At 44.0% G+C, this 20,726-nt stretch carries 1 protein-coding gene (cut by a window edge); it reads left to right on the plus strand.

Going from position 1 to position 20,726, the window contains the following annotated elements; genetic code table 11:
* On the plus strand, nucleotides 1-20,726 hold the 5' portion of the coding sequence (locus ACOQOS_RS20690; RefSeq protein WP_420572377.1) for a Calx-beta domain-containing protein. Its footprint extends 12,316 nt past the window's final position; 20,726 of the gene's 33,042 nt are visible here — the first part of the coding sequence; its start codon is at nucleotides 1-3; its stop codon lies off the right edge, out of view.

Below are 20,726 nucleotides of genomic sequence, written 5' to 3' on the forward strand. Positions count from 1 at the left end.
ATGAAAAATATTACATCAAAAATACTAGTAACGCTTATAGTGTCATTATTATTTTTATTTAACGCTAATGCACAGAATATTTCTGGAGTAGTTAACTCTTATACCACAGTGTCTGCTGTAAGTGGAACATCGGTTACTGTTGGTAGTAGTGCTGGTTTAGCTGTCAATGATCCTATAATGATAATTCAAATGACAGGAATCAGTGGTGGAGGAAATGCTGGAGGAGTTGATAATGGGGCAGGAAACTTTCACTTAGCAAAAATTACGAATATTGCGGGTAATACACTTACCATTGATACTGCGGTAACAAAAATATTCACGCCAATTTCTGAAAGAGTTCAGTTGGTAAGAATAGCTAAGTATACCAATGATGTTACTGTCGTAGGAACTGTGTCTGCTCAACCATGGAACGGAACTACAGGTGGTGTTATTTTTATAGATGCATGTGATAATAATATCACGATGAATGCTAACATTAGCGCAACAGGTGATGGTTTTTTTGGAAGAAATACTACAGGGAATTTTTCAGTTGATAACTGTGGAGAATCAGCTGCGTTAGTAGCTACTCCTGATGAAAACTGGGGAACTGATCCACTGTACTTTGGTGGAGACTTTGGAAACGCAGCACCATTATCTGGAGGTACAGGTAGAGGTGGACATGGAGGATGTAACGCCGCACAAGGAGCACCAGATGGAGGAGCAGGAGTTGGTGGAAATGGAGCAAACTCTACAGACGCAACACTAGGTTCTGGTGGTGGTGGTGGTGGTTATGGTGGTGGAGGTACCAGTGGAGGAGCTGGAACTCTTATCTCAGGATCAGATGCACCAGCCGCAGGAAGTGTTTTTGATTCAGCAAGTACCTTGCGATTATTCATGGGAGCTTCAGGAGGATCTGAAGTAGAATGGGCTCCAGCTACAGGAAATGGTGGAGGAATCGTTATAGTTTTAGCCAATAATATTACAACAAATGGTTCTAATAGAGACATCGCAAGTGATGGAAATGCAGGACCAAACGCAGGAACGTATACTTTCTTTGGAGATGCTTCAAATGTAACAGGTGGAGCAGGTGGAGCTGGATATATAATAGTTCAAGCAAATTCAGTAAACTCTCAAGTTAGAGCTTTTGCTCGTGGTGGAGATGCTACAACACAATCAGGAGTAGCTCCAGTATTTATAGAATATGGAGGTCCTGGAGGAGGAGGATTTGTAATAAGTTCTTCTGCAATAACAACAACAGCAGTAACAAGCGGTAACATTCCAGTTGGTAATGGAGCAAGAGCAGGTGCTGATGGTAGTGTAGTTACAGATGCTGGTATTAGTACAGCTTTCGCAATCGATTGTTCAAACTGTTTGATTAATGCTGGTAAAACAAATGAAACTTGTAACAATAATTTAACAAGAGATCGTTCTGACGATTACGTTAGTTTTGACTTAAATCCAACAGGAACTGATTTAGGAACTGGATACACTGTATCTGTTAGTAATGGAGGTGTAATAACACCAACTTCCGGAACTTACGGATCAGCAACGAACTTTAGATTGCAAGACGGATCAGCCAATAATACACTTTATACAATAACAATAACAGACAATGTAACTGGTACATGTACTACAACGACAACAGTACAGTTGGAAAATTGCGATATCGATTTTTGTGATTTATCAATAGCTGGAAACGTTGATAGTGATTTAGATGGAGTAGCTGATTACTGTGACGAAGATGATGATAATGATGGTATCTTAGATACACAAGAATTATGTGCTACAGATCCGTTAACATTAAACTCAGACTCAACAATACGAATAGAAATAGATGTAGATCAATTTTCAACGGAAGTTGGATGGTCATTATCTTTAGGAGGAAGTACATTATTTACTTTGCCAACAGGAACATATACTACAGGGAATGTTACAGAATCTCAAGATATTACAGTTACAGAAAATGGAAATTACTTCTTCTCAATCACTGATACTTTTGGTGATGGTATTCAAGGAAATTCATACAGAATTATAGTAGATGGAACTACTGTGATAAACAGAACGTTTGGTTCTCCTACAGATACTACAACATTCTCTCAGTCAGACAATTTCTTAGTAAATACAATTGTAACAAACCCTTTCAGTTGTCTATCTGATGATCCTAATGGTGATGCAGATGGTGATGGTATTATAAACTATCAAGACGCAGATTACTGTACATTAAATGCAAATGGTGTATGCGCAAGTTTAGATAATGACAATGACGGAATAATCAATTCGTTAGATGATGATAGTGATGGTGATATGTGTCCAGATACATTAGAAGCTGGACATACAGATCCTGATGATGATGGAGTATTAGGAAATTCTCCAGTAACGGTAAATGGAACAAATGGTATAGTAACCGGTCAAGGAGGATATACAGGAACTGATTTAGCGGTCACCAACTCAGGAAATACAACAGCTTGTGATACATGCGAACTACTAAACGCTTCGGTATCTTCTATTTTTTGTGATGACAATGGTACACCACTTGACAATTCTGATGATACATTTACATTCTACATTAGTCCAAATGGAACCTTACTAGGTTCAACATATAGTGTGACAGGAGGTATTACACAGTCAAATATTTCGTACAATGCTCCTCAGCAATTTGGACCATTTGCAATTTCAGGAGGAAACATAACATTTACAGTTACAGATGATGCAGACGGATCTTGTCAACTAGTAGATGTAACTGTAGCACCGCCTGCTGCATGTTCGACATCTTCAGCAGTTGATACAGATAACGATAATGTAGTAGATATTATTGATATCGATAATGATAATGACGGAATTATAGATGATAATGAAAACGTTTGTGCTTCAAGACCAATAACATCTGGAGCTTGGACAGGAAGCAATCCATACAACAACACGGCAGGAACCATTGGTGTTTCTGTAGGAAGTACAATTCCAGCAGGAGGAATCGTAGCATACACACCAAATGGTACAATGACTTCAGATTCTTTCTTCTCTGATGCAATAGTAGAAGGATCAAACTCTTTAGAATTCTTATTCTCTTGGGATACTACTGCAGAATCACTAAATGCAGCTTCAGATGATGCTGTAACAGGTACGGTGACAATAACATATGCTCAACCTGTATACAATCCAATTATACACATAGACAGACTAGGAGGAAACAGTCAAGTGCCTTCAGGAAACTATATATCAAATACGTCATTATGGACACTGCAAAATGCAGATTTATCAATGGCAAAAATTTCAGGTAACAATCAATTAATAGTAAGTTCAAAGCAATTCTACCGTAATCCTAATCAAAACCTAGGTTCTGGAACCCCAATAGTTTTATCGGGTGATGCAGATTCAGCTAGATTTGGTACAGCAGCGGGTAGTATTCAAATATATGGTAGAGTAACAACACTAACCTTCCAAGTTACGGGTGAAGGTCTAGATGGTAATGGATCTGATGTATTAGAAATGTCATTTGATTCATGTCCAGTAGTAGATACAGATGGCGACGGTACACCAGACTTTTTAGACACAGATAGTGACGGTGATGGATGTCCAGATGCATTAGAAGGAGGAGATAACTTATTGGCCAACTCTATAGATGGAAGCGATATGTTAACAGGAACAGTAGACCCAGCAACGGGAGTTCCAAACAATGTAGATACAACAACAGGACAAGTTGTAGGAACTTCTAAAGATGCTAGAGCTTTTGATTCTTTTGGTCAATGTGATGAAGATAATGATGGTGTAATCGATGCAAATGATGTTTGTAATGGCTATGATGATTCAGCTGATAATGATGGAGATTTAGTTCCAGATGGATGTGACGACGATGACGACAATGATGGTATTTTAGATGTTCAGGAATTTTCTTGTCCTACTACACCTTATGTTGCTTTAAGTGAAAGTTTTACAAACGTTGATACCGGAACCAATGGAGGGACTGGATCAGGAAGTGAAGGAAATCTTTATCCTTTTGGAGATGTGACCGCTACTTTTGCATATCAAGTAACAAATGGAGCTGTTTGGGCATCTGGAGTATCTAGTCAAGGACCTGTAGGAGGAGTAGATGGAACATATATTAACGTTCAACCAAACAATACAAATTTTCCAAACGGATCATATTATCCAGAGAATGCATCATCAGTAAGTGTGGCAGTATATACACTTACATTTTCAGAACCTGTTTACAATGTAGAGTTTAAATGGGGAGGATTAGATTTTAATGATAGAGTAGATTTTTTAGCTACTTTAGGAGGAACAAATGTTCCTTTAACAGTTTCTAATAATAACTTACCAGCTGGTCAATTCGTAATTACTGGTCAATCAGTATTAAGTACGTTTACTACTGGACAAAATGCCCCAAATAATAGTGTAATAGTTTCTTCAAATGGACCTATTGATCAAATAACATTCGTTGCAGGAAAAGATGGAGGTTCTAATCCAGCAGGAAATGTGACAATGCAATTGTTTGAACTTACATATTGTGATGATGTAAATAGTGATGCAGATGGAATTGCAGATCATTTAGATACAGATAGTGATGGAGATGGTTGTGCAGATGCAATAGAAGGAGCAGGTGCGTTTGGTGTGTCAGATTTAGTAAATCCAGGAACGGATGATAGTTTAGGTGATAATGTAGATGGGAATGGTGTTCCACAAGTTGGAGGTTCCTCAGCACAACAAGGAACTACTACAGCTGTAACTGATAGTGGAGATACTTCCGCATGTGTAATTCCAATGGTAACGATTGGTGATGTGACAGTAGACGAGACAGACGGAACAGCAAGTGTGCCAGTAACCTTAGATGCACCGAGCTCAGTAGATACAATTATCAGTATCACTACCAATGATAACAGCGCTACAAGTCCAAGTGATTACACCAGCACTACCGTTACAGTGACCATCCCAGCGGGACAGACTAGTAGCAGTGTGAGTGTGCCGATTATCGATGATATGATCGGGGAAGACACTGAGGATTTAAGCGTTGATGGAACGGTAGTAAGTGGCAACACGGCTAATACAGACCCAAGTGGAACGGTAACGATCAATGATAATGATACGCCAAGTATCACCATTGGAGATGTAACGGTAGATGAAGGCGATGGAAACGCCGTAGTTCCAATTACCATAAGCAACCCAAGTGAAGAAGATACAGTAGTGAGTGTAACCACTACCAGTGGCACCGCAGGCACTGCAGATTATACAGAGACTACAGTAACGGCAACGATTCCAGCGGGACAGACCAGCACTACGGTATCGATTCCAATTACCGAAGATAGTATTGACGAGCCATCAGAAGACTTTAGTGTTGATGGAACCGTAACTAGCGGTAACACGTCAAATACAGATCCAAGTGGAACGGTAACGATCACTGACAATGATGGTACTCCAGTGGTGACCATCGGAGATGTGATTGTCGATGAAGATGCTGGATCGGCAACGGTACCCGTGAGTATTGACACGCCAAGTAGCGAGGATACAATTATCAGTATCACCACCAATGATAACAGCGCTACAAGTCCAAGTGATTACACCAGCACTACCGTTACGGTGACTATCCCAGCGGGACAGACTAGTAGCAGTGTGAGTGTAGCAATTATCGATGATATGATCGGGGAAGACACTGAGGATTTAAGTGTTGATGGAACCGTGACAAGTGGAAACACATCAAATACAGACCCAAGTGGAACGGTGACTATCAATGATAATGATACGCCAAGTATCACCATTGGAGATGTAACGGTAGATGAAGGAGATGGAAACGTCGTAGTTCCAATTACCATAAGCAACCCAAGTGAAGAAGATACAGTAGTGAGTGTGACCACTACCAGTGGCACAGCAGGCACTGCAGATTATACAGAGACTACAGTTACGGCAACGATTCCAGCGGGACAGACCAGCACTACGGTATCGATTCCAATTACCGAAGATAGTATTGACGAGCCATCAGAAGACTTTAGTGTTGATGGAAGCGTAACTAGTGGCAACACTTCTAATACAGATCCAAGTGGAACGGTAACGATTACTGACAATGATGGTACTCCAGTGGTGACCATCGGAGATGTGATTGTCGATGAAGATGCTGGATCGGCAACGGTACCCGTGAGTATTGACACGCCAAGTAGCGAGGATACAATTATCAGTATCACTACCAATGATAACAGCGCTGCAAGTCCAAGTGATTACACCAGTACTACCGTTACAGTGACTATCCCAGCGGGACAGACTAGTAGCAGTGTGAGTGTAGCAATTATCGATGATATGATCGGGGAAGACACTGAGGATTTAAGTGTTGATGGAACGGTAACAAGTGGTAACACATCAAATACAGACCCAAGTGGAACAGTAACGATCAATGATAATGATACGCCAAGTATCACCATTGGAGATGTAACGGTAGATGAAGGAGATGGAAACGCAGTAGTTCCAATTACCATAAGCAACCCAAGTGAAGAAGATACAGTAGTGAGTGTAACCACTACCAGTGGCACCGCAGGCACTGCAGATTATACAGAGACTACAGTAACGGCAACGATTCCAGCGGGACAGACCAGTACTACGGTATCGATTCCAATTACCGAAGATAGTATTGATGAGCCATCAGAAGACTTTAGTGTTGATGGAAGCGTAACTAGTGGCAACACGGCTAATACAGATCCAAGTGGAACGGTAACGATTACTGACAATGATGGTACTCCAGTGGTGACCATCGGAGATGTGATTGTCGATGAAGATGCTGGATCGGCAACGGTACCCGTGAGTATTGACACGCCAAGTAGTGAGGATACAATTATCAGTATCACCACCAATGATAACAGCGCTACAAGTCCAAGTGATTACACCAGCACTACCGTTACAGTGACCATCCCAGCGGGACAGACTAGTAGCAGTGTGAGTGTAGCGATTATCGATGATATGATTGGAGAAGACACTGAGGATTTAAGCGTTGATGGAACGGTAGTAAGTGGAAACACATCAAATACAGACCCAAGTGGAACGGTAACCATCAATGACAATGATACGCCAAGTATCACCATTGGAGATGTAACGGTAGATGAAGGAGATGGAAACGCAGTAGTTCCAATTACTATAAGCAACCCAAGTGAAGAAGATACAGTAGTGAGTGTAACCACTACCAGTGGCACCGCAGGCACTGCAGATTATACAGAGACTACAGTAACGGCAACGATTCCAGCTGGACAGACCAGCACCACGGTATCGATTCCAATTACCGAAGATAGTATTGACGAGCCATCAGAAGACTTTAGTGTTGATGGAACCGTAACTAGCGGTAACACGTCAAATACAGATCCAAGTGGAACGGTAACGATCACTGACAATGATGGTACTCCAGTGGTGACCATCGGCGATGTGATTGTCGATGAAGATGCTGGATCGGCAACGGTACCCGTGAGTATTGACACGCCAAGTAGCGAGGAGACAATTATCAGTATCACTACCAATGATAACAGCGCTGCAAGTCCAAGTGATTACACCAGCACTACCGTTACAGTGACTATCCCAGCGGGACAGACTAGTAGCAGTGTGAGTGTGCCGATTATCGATGATATGATCGGGGAAGACACTGAGGATTTAAGTGTTGATGGAACCGTGACAAGTGGAAACACATCAAATACAGACCCAAGTGGAACGGTAACGATCAATGATAATGATACGCCAAGTATCACCATTGGAGATGTAACGGTAGATGAAGGCGATGGAAACGCCGTAGTTCCAATTACCATAAGCAACCCAAGTGAAGAAGATACAGTAGTGAGTGTGACCACTACCAGTGGCACAGCAGGCACTGCAGATTATACAGAGACTACAGTTACGGCAACGATTCCAGCGGGACAGACCAGCACTACGGTATCGATTCCAATTACCGAAGATAGTATTGATGAGCCATCAGAAGACTTTAGTGTTGATGGAAGCGTAACCAGCGGCAACACCTCAAATACAGATCCAAGTGGAACGGTAACGATCACTGACAATGATGGTACTCCAGTGGTGACCATCGGAGATGTGATTGTCGATGAAGATGCTGGATCGGCAACGGTACCCGTGAGTATTGACACGCCAAGTAGTGAGGATACAATTATCAGTATCACTACCAATGATAACAGCGCTGCAAGTCCAAGTGATTACACCAGTACTACCGTTACAGTGACCATCCCAGCGGGACAGACTAGTAGCAGTGTGAGTGTGCCGATTATCGATGATATGATTGGGGAAGACACTGAGGATTTAAGTGTTGATGGAACGGTAACAAGTGGTAACACATCAAATACAGACCCAAGTGGAACGGTGACTATCAATGATAATGATACGCCAAGTATCACCATTGGAGATGTAACGGTAGATGAAGGAGATGGAAACGCAGTAGTTCCAATTACTATAAGCAACCCAAGTGAAGAAGATACAGTAGTGAGTGTAACCACTACCAGTGGCACCGCAGGCACTGCAGATTATACAGAGACTACAGTAACGGCAACGATTCCAGCGGGACAGACCAGCACTACGGTATCGATTCCAATTACCGAAGATAGTATTGACGAGCCATCAGAAGACTTTAGTGTTGATGGAAGCGTAACTAGCGGTAACACGTCAAATACAGATCCAAGTGGAACGGTAACGATCAATGACAACGATGGTACTCCAGTGGTAACTATCGGCGATGTGATTGTCGATGAAGATGCTGGATCGGCAACGGTACCCGTGAGTATTGACACGCCAAGTAGTGAGGATACAATTATCAGTATCACCACCAATGATAACAGCGCTACAAGTCCAAGTGATTACACCAGCACTACCGTTACAGTGACCATCCCAGCGGGACAGACTAGTAGCAGTGTGAGTGTAGCGATTATCGATGATATGATTGGGGAAGACACTGAGGATTTAAGTGTTGATGGAACGGTAACAAGTGGTAACACATCAAATACAGACCCAAGTGGAACGGTGACTATCAATGATAATGATACGCCAAGTATCACCATTGGAGATGTAACGGTAGATGAAGGAGATGGAAACGCCGTAGTTCCAATTACCATAAGCAACCCAAGTGAAGAAGATACAGTAGTGAGTGTGACCACTACCAGTGGCACAGCAGGCACTGCAGATTATACAGAGACTACAGTTACGGCAACGATTCCAGCTGGACAGACCAGCACTACGGTATCGATTCCAATTACCGAAGATAGTATTGACGAGCCATCAGAAGACTTTAGTGTTGATGGAACCGTAACTAGCGGTAACACGTCAAATACAGATCCAAGTGGAACGGTAACGATCAATGACAACGATGGTACTCCAGTGGTAACTATCGGCGATGTGATTGTCGATGAAGATGCTGGATCGGCAACGGTACCCGTGAGTATTGACACGCCAAGTAGCGAGGATACAATTATCAGTATCACTACCAATGATAACAGCGCTACAAGTCCAAGTGATTACACCAGCACTACCGTTACGGTGACTATCCCAGCGGGACAGACTAGTAGCAGTGTGAGTGTAGCAATTATCGATGATATGATCGGGGAAGACACTGAGGATTTAAGTGTTGATGGAACGGTAGTAAGTGGAAACACATCAAATACAGACCCAAGTGGAACGGTGACTATCAATGATAATGATACGCCAAGTATCACCATTGGAGATGTAACGGTAGATGAAGGAGATGGAAACGTCGTAGTTCCAATTACCATAAGCAACCCAAGTGAAGAAGATACAGTAGTGAGTGTGACCACTACCAGTGGCACAGCAGGCACTGCAGATTATACAGAGACTACAGTTACGGCAACGATTCCAGCTGGACAGACCAGCACTACGGTATCGATTCCAATTACCGAAGATAGTATTGACGAGCCATCAGAAGACTTTAGTGTTGATGGAACCGTAACTAGCGGTAACACGTCAAATACAGATCCAAGTGGAACGGTAACGATTACTGACAATGATGGTACTCCAGTGGTGACCATCGGAGATGTGATTGTCGATGAAGATGCTGGATCGGCAACGGTACCCGTGAGTATTGACACGCCAAGTAGCGAGGATACAATTATCAGTATCACTACCAATGATAACAGCGCTACAAGTCCAAGTGATTACACCAGCACTACCGTTACGGTGACCATCCCAGCGGGACAGACTAGTAGCAGTGTGAGTGTGCCGATTATCGATGATATGATTGGAGAAGACACTGAGGATTTAAGTGTTGATGGAACGGTAACAAGTGGCAACACGTCTAATACAGACCCAAGTGGAACGGTGACGATCAATGATAATGATACGCCAAGTATCACCATTGGAGATGTAACGGTAGATGAAGGCGATGGAAACGCCGTAGTTCCAATTACCATAAGCAACCCAAGTGAAGAAGATACAGTGGTTAGTGTGACCACTACCAGTGGAACAGCAGGAACAGCTGATTATACAGAGACTACAGTTACGGCAACGATTCCAGCGGGACAGACCAGCACTACGGTATCGATTCCAATTACTGAAGATAGTATTGACGAGCCATCAGAAGACTTTAGTGTTGATGGAAGCGTAACTAGCGGTAACACGTCAAATACAGATCCAAGTGGAACGGTAACGATTACTGACAATGATGGTACTCCAGTGGTGACCATCGGAGATGTGATTGTCGATGAAGATGCTGGATCGGCAACGGTACCCGTGAGTATTGACACGCCAAGTAGCGAGGATACAATTATCAGTATCACTACCAATGATAACAGCGCTGCAAGTCCAAGTGATTACACCAGTACTACCGTTACAGTGACTATCCCAGCGGGACAGACTAGTAGCAGTGTGAGTGTAGCAATTATCGATGATATGATTGGGGAAGACACTGAGGATTTAAGTGTTGATGGAACGGTAACAAGTGGTAACACATCAAATACAGACCCAAGTGGAACAGTAACGATCAATGATAATGATACGCCAAGTATCACCATTGGAGATGTAACGGTAGATGAAGGAGATGGAAACGCAGTAGTTCCAATTACCATAAGCAACCCAAGTGAAGAAGATACAGTAGTGAGTGTAACCACTACCAGTGGCACCGCAGGCACTGCAGATTATACAGAGACTACAGTAACGGCAACGATTCCAGCGGGACAGACCAGTACTACGGTATCGATTCCAATTACCGAAGATAGTATTGATGAGCCATCAGAAGACTTTAGTGTTGATGGAAGCGTAACTAGTGGCAACACGGCTAATACAGATCCAAGTGGAACGGTAACGATCAATGACAACGATGGTACTCCAGTGGTAACTATCGGCGATGTGATTGTCGATGAAGATGCTGGATCGGCAACGGTACCCGTGAGTATTGACACGCCAAGTAGCGAGGATACAATTATCAGTATCACTACCAATGATAACAGCGCTACAAGTCCAAGTGATTACACCAGCACTACCGTTACGGTGACTATCCCAGCGGGACAGACTAGTAGCAGTGTGAGTGTAGCAATTATCGATGATATGATCGGGGAAGACACTGAGGATTTAAGTGTTGATGGAACCGTGACAAGTGGAAACACATCAAATACAGACCCAAGTGGAACGGTGACTATCAATGATAATGATACGCCAAGTATCACCATTGGAGATGTAACGGTAGATGAAGGAGATGGAAACGTCGTAGTTCCAATTACCATAAGCAACCCAAGTGAAGAAGATACAGTAGTGAGTGTGACCACTACCAGTGGCACAGCAGGCACTGCAGATTATACAGAGACTACAGTTACGGCAACGATTCCAGCGGGACAGACCAGCACTACGGTATCGATTCCAATTACCGAAGATAGTATTGACGAGCCATCAGAAGACTTTAGTGTTGATGGAAGCGTAACTAGTGGCAACACTTCTAATACAGATCCAAGTGGAACGGTAACGATTACTGACAATGATGGTACTCCAGTGGTGACCATCGGAGATGTGATTGTCGATGAAGATGCTGGATCGGCAACGGTACCCGTGAGTATTGACACGCCAAGTAGCGAGGATACAATTATCAGTATCACTACCAATGATAACAGCGCTGCAAGTCCAAGTGATTACACCAGTACTACCGTTACAGTGACTATCCCAGCGGGACAGACTAGTAGCAGTGTGAGTGTAGCAATTATCGATGATATGATCGGGGAAGACACTGAGGATTTAAGTGTTGATGGAACGGTAACAAGTGGTAACACATCAAATACAGACCCAAGTGGAACAGTAACGATCAATGATAATGATACGCCAAGTATCACCATTGGAGATGTAACGGTAGATGAAGGAGATGGAAACGCAGTAGTTCCAATTACCATAAGCAACCCAAGTGAAGAAGATACAGTAGTGAGTGTGACCACTACCAGTGGCACAGCAGGCACTGCAGATTATACAGAGACTACAGTTACGGCAACGATTCCAGCTGGACAGACCAGCACTACGGTATCGATTCCAATTACCGAAGATAGTATTGACGAGCCATCAGAAGACTTTAGTGTTGATGGAACCGTAACTAGCGGTAACACGTCAAATACAGATCCAAGTGGAACGGTAACGATCAATGACAACGATGGTACTCCAGTGGTAACTATCGGCGATGTGATTGTCGATGAAGATGCTGGATCGGCAACGGTACCCGTGAGTATTGACACGCCAAGTAGCGAGGATACAATTATCAGTATCACTACCAATGATAACAGCGCTACAAGTCCAAGTGATTACACCAGCACTACCGTTACGGTGACTATCCCAGCGGGACAGACTAGTAGCAGTGTGAGTGTAGCAATTATCGATGATATGATCGGGGAAGACACTGAGGATTTAAGTGTTGATGGAACCGTGACAAGTGGAAACACATCAAATACAGACCCAAGTGGAACGGTGACTATCAATGATAATGATACGCCAAGTATCACCATTGGAGATGTAACGGTAGATGAAGGAGATGGAAACGCAGTAGTTCCAATTACCATAAGCAACCCAAGTGAAGAAGATACAGTAGTGAGTGTAACCACTACCAGTGGCACCGCAGGCACTGCAGATTATACAGAGACTACAGTAACGGCAACGATTCCAGCGGGACAGACCAGTACTACGGTATCGATTCCAATTACCGAAGATAGTATTGATGAGCCATCAGAAGACTTTAGTGTTGATGGAAGCGTAACTAGTGGCAACACGGCTAATACAGATCCAAGTGGAACGGTAACGATTACTGACAATGATGGTACTCCAGTGGTGACCATCGGAGATGTGATTGTCGATGAAGATGCTGGATCGGCAACGGTACCCGTGAGTATTGACACGCCAAGTAGTGAGGATACAATTATCAGTATCACCACCAATGATAACAGCGCTACAAGTCCAAGTGATTACACCAGCACTACCGTTACAGTGACCATCCCAGCGGGACAGACTAGTAGCAGTGTGAGTGTAGCGATTATCGATGATATGATTGGAGAAGACACTGAGGATTTAAGCGTTGATGGAACGGTAGTAAGTGGAAACACATCAAATACAGACCCAAGTGGAACGGTAACCATCAATGATAATGATACGCCAAGTATCACCATTGGAGATGTAACGGTAGATGAAGGAGATGGAAACGCAGTAGTTCCAATTACTATAAGCAACCCAAGTGAAGAAGATACAGTAGTGAGTGTAACCACTACCAGTGGCACCGCAGGCACTGCAGATTATACAGAGACTACAGTAACGGCAACGATTCCAGCGGGACAGACCAGCACTACGGTATCGATTCCAATTACCGAAGATAGTATTGACGAGCCATCAGAAGACTTTAGTGTTGATGGAACCGTAACTAGCGGTAACACGTCAAATACAGATCCAAGTGGAACGGTAACGATCAATGACAACGATGGTACTCCAGTGGTAACTATCGGCGATGTGATTGTCGATGAAGATGCTGGATCGGCAACGGTACCCGTGAGTATTGACACGCCAAGTAGCGAGGAGACAATTATCAGTATCACTACCAATGATAACAGCGCTGCAAGTCCAAGTGATTACACCAGCACTACCGTTACAGTGACCATCCCAGCGGGACAGACTAGTAGCAGTGTGAGTGTAGCAATTATCGATGATATGATTGGGGAAGACACTGAGGATTTAAGTGTTGATGGAACGGTAGTAAGTGGAAACACATCAAATACAGACCCAAGTGGAACGGTAACGATCAATGATAATGATACGCCAAGTATCACCATTGGAGATGTAACGGTAGATGAAGGAGATGGAAACGCCGTAGTTCCAATTACCATAAGCAACCCAAGTGAAGAAGATACAGTAGTGAGTGTAACCACTACCAGTGGCACAGCAGGCACTGCAGATTATACAGAGACTACAGTAACGGCAACGATTCCAGCGGGACAGACCAGCACTACGGTATCGATTCCAATTACCGAAGATAGTATTGATGAGCCATCAGAAGACTTTAGTGTTGATGGAAGCGTAACCAGTGGCAACACGTCAAATACAGATCCAAGTGGAACGGTAACGATCACTGACAATGATGGTACTCCAGTGGTGACCATCGGCGATGTGATTGTCGATGAAGATGCTGGATCGGCAACGGTACCCGTGAGTATTGACACGCCAAGTAGTGAGGATACAATTATCAGTATCACCACCAATGATAACAGCGCTACAAGTCCAAGTGATTACACCAGCACTACCGTTACAGTGACCATCCCAGCGGGACAGACTAGTAGCAGTGTGAGTGTAGCGATTATCGATGATATGATTGGGGAAGACACTGAGGATTTAAGCGTTGATGGAACGGTAGTAAGTGGAAACACATCAAATACAGACCCAAGTGGAACGGTAACGATCAATGATAATGATACGCCAAGTATCACCATTGGAGATGTAACGGTAGATGAAGGAGATGGAAACGCCGTAGTTCCAATTACTATAAGCAACCCAAGTGAAGAAGATACAGTAGTGAGTGTAACCACTACCAGTGGCACAGCAGGCACTGCAGATTATACAGAGACTACAGTAACGGCAACGATTCCAGCGGGACAGACCAGCACTACGGTATCGATTCCAATTACCGAAGATAGTATTGACGAGCCATCAGAAGACTTTAGTGTTGATGGAACCGTAACTAGCGGTAACACGTCAAATACAGATCCAAGTGGAACGGTAACGATCACTGACAATGATGGTACTCCAGTGGTGACCATCGGAGATGTGATTGTCGATGAAGATGCTGGATCGGCAACGGTACCCGTGAGTATTGACACGCCAAGTAGTGAGGATACAGTCATTAGTATCACTACCAATGATAACAGCGCTGCAAGTCCAAGTGATTACACCAGCACTACCGTTACGGTGACTATCCCAGCGGGACAGACTAGTAGCAGTGTGAGTGTAGCAATTATCGATGATATGATTGGGGAAGACACTGAAGATTTAAGTGTTGATGGAACGGTAGTAAGTGGAAACACATCAAATACAGACCCAAGTGGAACGGTAACGATCAATGATAATGATACGCCAAGTATCACCATTGGAGATGTAACGGTAGATGAAGGAGATGGAAACGCAGTAGTTCCAATTACCATAAGCAACCCAAGTGAAGAAGATACAGTAGTGAGTGTAACCACTACCAGTGGCACCGCAGGCACTGCAGATTATACAGAGACTACAGTAACGGCAACGATTCCAGCGGGACAGACCAGTACTACGGTATCGATTCCAATTACCGAAGATAGTATTGATGAGCCATCAGAAGACTTTAGTGTTGATGGAAGCGTAACTAGCGGTAACACGTCAAATACAGATCCAAGTGGAACGGTAACGATTACTGACAATGATGGTACTCCAGTGGTGACCATCGGAGATGTGATTGTAGATGAAGATGCTGGATCGGCAACGGTACCCGTGAGTATTGACACGCCAAGTAGCGAGGATACAGTCATTAGTATCACTACCAATGATAACAGCGCTACAAGTCCAAGTGATTACACCAGCACTACCGTTACAGTGACCATCCCAGCGGGACAGACTAGTAGCAGTGTGAGTGTAGCGATTATCGATGATATGATCGGGGAAGACACTGAGGATTTAAGTGTTGATGGAACCGTGACAAGTGGTAACACATCAAATACAGACCCAAGTGGAACGGTGACTATCAATGATAATGATACGCCAAGTATCACCATTGGAGATGTAACGGTAGATGAAGGAGATGGAAACGCCGTAGTTCCAATTACTATAAGCAACCCAAGCGAAGAAGATACAGTAGTGAGTGTAACCACTACCAGTGGCACCGCAGGCACTGCAGATTATACAGAGACTACAGTAACGGCAACGATTCCAGCGGGACAGACCAGTACTACGGTATCGATTCCAATTACCGAAGATAGTATTGATGAGCCATCAGAAGACTTTAGTGTTGATGGAAGCGTAACTAGTGGCAACACGTCAAATACAGATCCAAGTGGAACGGTAACGATTACTGACAATGATGGTACTCCAGTGGTGACCATCGGAGATGTGATTGTCGATGAAGATGCTGGATCGGCAACGGTACCCGTGAGTATTGACACGCCAAGTAGTGAGGATACAATTATCAGTATCACCACCAATGATAACAGCGCTACAAGTCCAAGTGATTACACCAGCACTACCGTTACAGTGACTATCCCAGCGGGACAGACTAGTAGCAGTGTGAGTGTAGCGATTATCGATGATATGATTGGAGAAGACACTGAGGATTTAAGCGTTGATGGAACGGTAGTAAGTGGAAACACGGCTAATACAGACCCAAGTGGAACGGTGACTATCAATGATAATGATACGCCAAGTATCACCATTGGAGATGTAACGGTAGATGAAGGAGATGGAAACGCCGTAGTTCCAATTACCATAAGCAACCCAAGTGAAGAAGATACAGTAGTGAGTGTAACCACTACCAGTGGCACAGCAGGCACTGCAGATTATACAGAGACTACAGTAACGGCAACGATTCCAGCTGGACAGACCAGCACCACGGTATCGATTCCAATTACCGAAGATAGTATTGACGAGCCATCAGAAGACTTTAGTGTTGATGGAACCGTAACTAGCGGTAACACGTCAAATACAGATCCAAGTGGAACGGTAACGATCACTGACAATGATGGTACTCCAGTGGTGACCATCGGAGATGTGATTGTCGATGAAGATGCTGGATCGGCAACGGTACCCGTGAGTATTGACACGCCAAGTAGCGAGGAGACAATTATCAGTATCACTACCAATGATAACAGCGCTGCAAGTCCAAGTGATTACACCAGCACTACCGTTACAGTGACTATCCCAGCGGGACAGACTAGTAGCAGTGTGAGTGTGCCGATTATCGATGATATGATCGGGGAAGACACTGAGGATTTAAGTGTTGATGGAACCGTGACAAGTGGAAACACATCAAATACAGACCCAAGTGGAACGGTAACGATCAATGATAATGATACGCCAAGTATCACCATTGGAGATGTAACGGTAGATGAAGGCGATGGAAACGCCGTAGTTCCAATTACCATAAGCAACCCAAGTGAAGAAGATACAGTAGTGAGTGTGACCACTACCAGTGGCACAGCAGGCACTGCAGATTATACAGAGACTACAGTTACGGCAACGATTCCAGCGGGACAGACCAGCACTACGGTATCGATTCCAATTACCGAAGATAGTATTGATGAGCCATCAGAAGACTTTAGTGTTGATGGAAGCGTAACCAGCGGCAACACCTCAAATACAGATCCAAGTGGAACGGTAACGATCACTGACAATGATGGTACTCCAGTGGTGACCATCGGAGATGTGATTGTCGATGAAGATGCTGGATCGGCAACGGTACCCGTGAGTATTGACACGCCAAGTAGTGAGGATACAATTATCAGTATCACTACCAATGATAACAGCGCTGCAAGTCCAAGTGATTACACCAGTACTACCGTTACAGTGACCATCCCAGCGGGACAGACTAGTAGCAGTGTGAGTGTGCCGATTATCGATGATATGATTGGGGAAGACACTGAGGATTTAAGTGTTGATGGAACGGTAACAAGTGGTAACACATCAAATACAGACCCAAGTGGAACGGTGACTATCAATGATAATGATACGCCAAGTATCACCATTGGAGATGTAACGGTAGATGAAGGAGATGGAAACGCAGTAGTTCCAATTACTATAAGCAACCCAAGTGAAGAAGATACAGTAGTGAGTGTAACCACTACCAGTGGCACCGCAGGCACTGCAGATTATACAGAGACTACAGTAACGGCAACGATTCCAGCGGGACAGACCAGCACTACGGTATCGATTCCAATTACCGAAGATAGTATTGACGAGCCATCAGAAGACTTTAGTGTTGATGGAAGCGTAACTAGCGGTAACACGTCAAATACAGATCCAAGTGGAACGGTAACGATCAATGACAACGATGGTACTCCAGTGGTAACTATCGGCGATGTGATTGTCGATGAAGATGCTGGATCGGCAACGGTACCCGTGAGTATTGACACGCCAAGTAGTGAGGATACAATTATCAGTATCACCACCAATGATAACAGCGCTACAAGTCCAAGTGATTACACCAGCACTACCGTTACAGTGACCATCCCAGCGGGACAGACTAGTAGCAGTGTGAGTGTAGCGATTATCGATGATATGATTGGGGAAGACACTGAGGATTTAAGTGTTGATGGAACGGTAACAAGTGGTAACACATCAAATACAGACCCAAGTGGAACGGTGACTATCAATGATAATGATACGCCAAGTATCACCATTGGAGATGTAACGGTAGATGAAGGAGATGGAAACGCCGTAGTTCCAATTACCATAAGCAACCCAAGTGAAGAAGATACAGTAGTGAGTGTGACCACTACCAGTGGCACAGCAGGCACTGCAGATTATACAGAGACTACAGTTACGGCAACGATTCCAGCTGGACAGACCAGCACTACGGTATCGATTCCAATTACCGAAGATAGTATTGACGAGCCATCAGAAGACTTTAGTGTTGATGGAACCGTAACTAGCGGTAACACGTCAAATACAGATCCAAGTGGAACGGTAACGATCAATGACAACGATGGTACTCCAGTGGTAACTATCGGCGATGTGATTGTCGATGAAGATGCTGGATCGGCAACGGTACCCGTGAGTATTGACACGCCAAGTAGCGAGGATACAATTATCAGTATCACTACCAATGATAACAGCGCTACAAGTCCAAGTGATTACACCAGCACTACCGTTACGGTGACTATCCCAGCGGGACAGACTAGTAGCAGTGTGAGTGTAGCAATTATCGATGATATGATCGGGGAAGACACTGAGGATTTAAGTGTTGATGGAACGGTAGTAAGTGGAAACACATCAAATACAGACCCAAGTGGAACGGTGACTATCAATGATAATGATACGCCAAGTATCACCATTGGAGATGTAACGGTAGATGAAGGAGATGGAAACGTCGTAGTTCCAATTACCATAAGCAACCCAAGTGAAGAAGATACAGTAGTGAGTGTGACCACTACCAGTGGCACAGCAGGCACTGCAGATTATACAGAGACTACAGTTACGGCAACGATTCCAGCTGGACAGACCAGCACTACGGTATCGATTCCAATTACCGAAGATAGTATTGACGAGCCATCAGAAGACTTTAGTGTTGATGGAACCGTAACTAGCGGTAACACGTCAAATACAGATCCAAGTGGAACGGTAACGATTACTGACAATGATGGTACTCCAGTGGTGACCATCGGAGATGTGATTGTCGATGAAGATGCTGGATCGGCAACGGTACCCGTGAGTATTGACACGCCAAGTAGCGAGGATACAATTATCAGTATCACTACCAATGATAACAGCGCTACAAGTCCAAGTGATTACACCAGCACTACCGTTACGGTGACCATCCCAGCGGGACAGACTAGTAGCAGTGTGAGTGTGCCGATTATCGATGATATGATTGGAGAAGACACTGAGGATTTAAGTGTTGATGGAACGGTAACAAGTGGCAACACGTCTAATACAGACCCAAGTGGAACGGTGACGATCAATGATAATGATACGCCAAGTATCACCATTGGAGATGTAACGGTAGATGAAGGCGATGGAAACGCCGTAGTTCCAATTACCATAAGCAACCCAAGTGAAGAAGATACAGTGGTTAGTGTGACCACTACCAGTGGAACAGCAGGAACAGCTGATTATACAGAGACTACAGTTACGGCAACGATTCCAGCGGGACAGACCAGCACTACGGTATCGATTCCAATTACTGAAGATAGTATTGACGAGCCATCAGAAGACTTTAGTGTTGATGGAAGCGTAACTAGCGGTAACACGTCAAATACAGATCCAAGTGGAACGGTAACGATTACTGACAATGATGGTACTCCAGTGGTGACCATCGGAGATGTGATTGTCGATGAAGATGCTGGATCGGCAACGGTACCCGTGAGTATTGACACGCCAAGTAGCGAGGATACAATTATCAGTATCACTACCAATGATAACAGCGCTGCAAGTCCAAGTGATTACACCAGTACTACCGTTACAGTGACTATCCCAGCGGGACAGACTAGTAGCAGTGTGAGTGTAGCAATTATCGATGATATGATTGGGGAAGACACTGAGGATTTAAGTGTTGATGGAACCGTGACAAGTGGAAACACATCAAATACAGACCCAAG

This window comes from Kordia sp. (genome assembly GCF_965224175.1).
GTDB lineage: Bacteria > Bacteroidota > Bacteroidia > Flavobacteriales > Flavobacteriaceae > Kordia.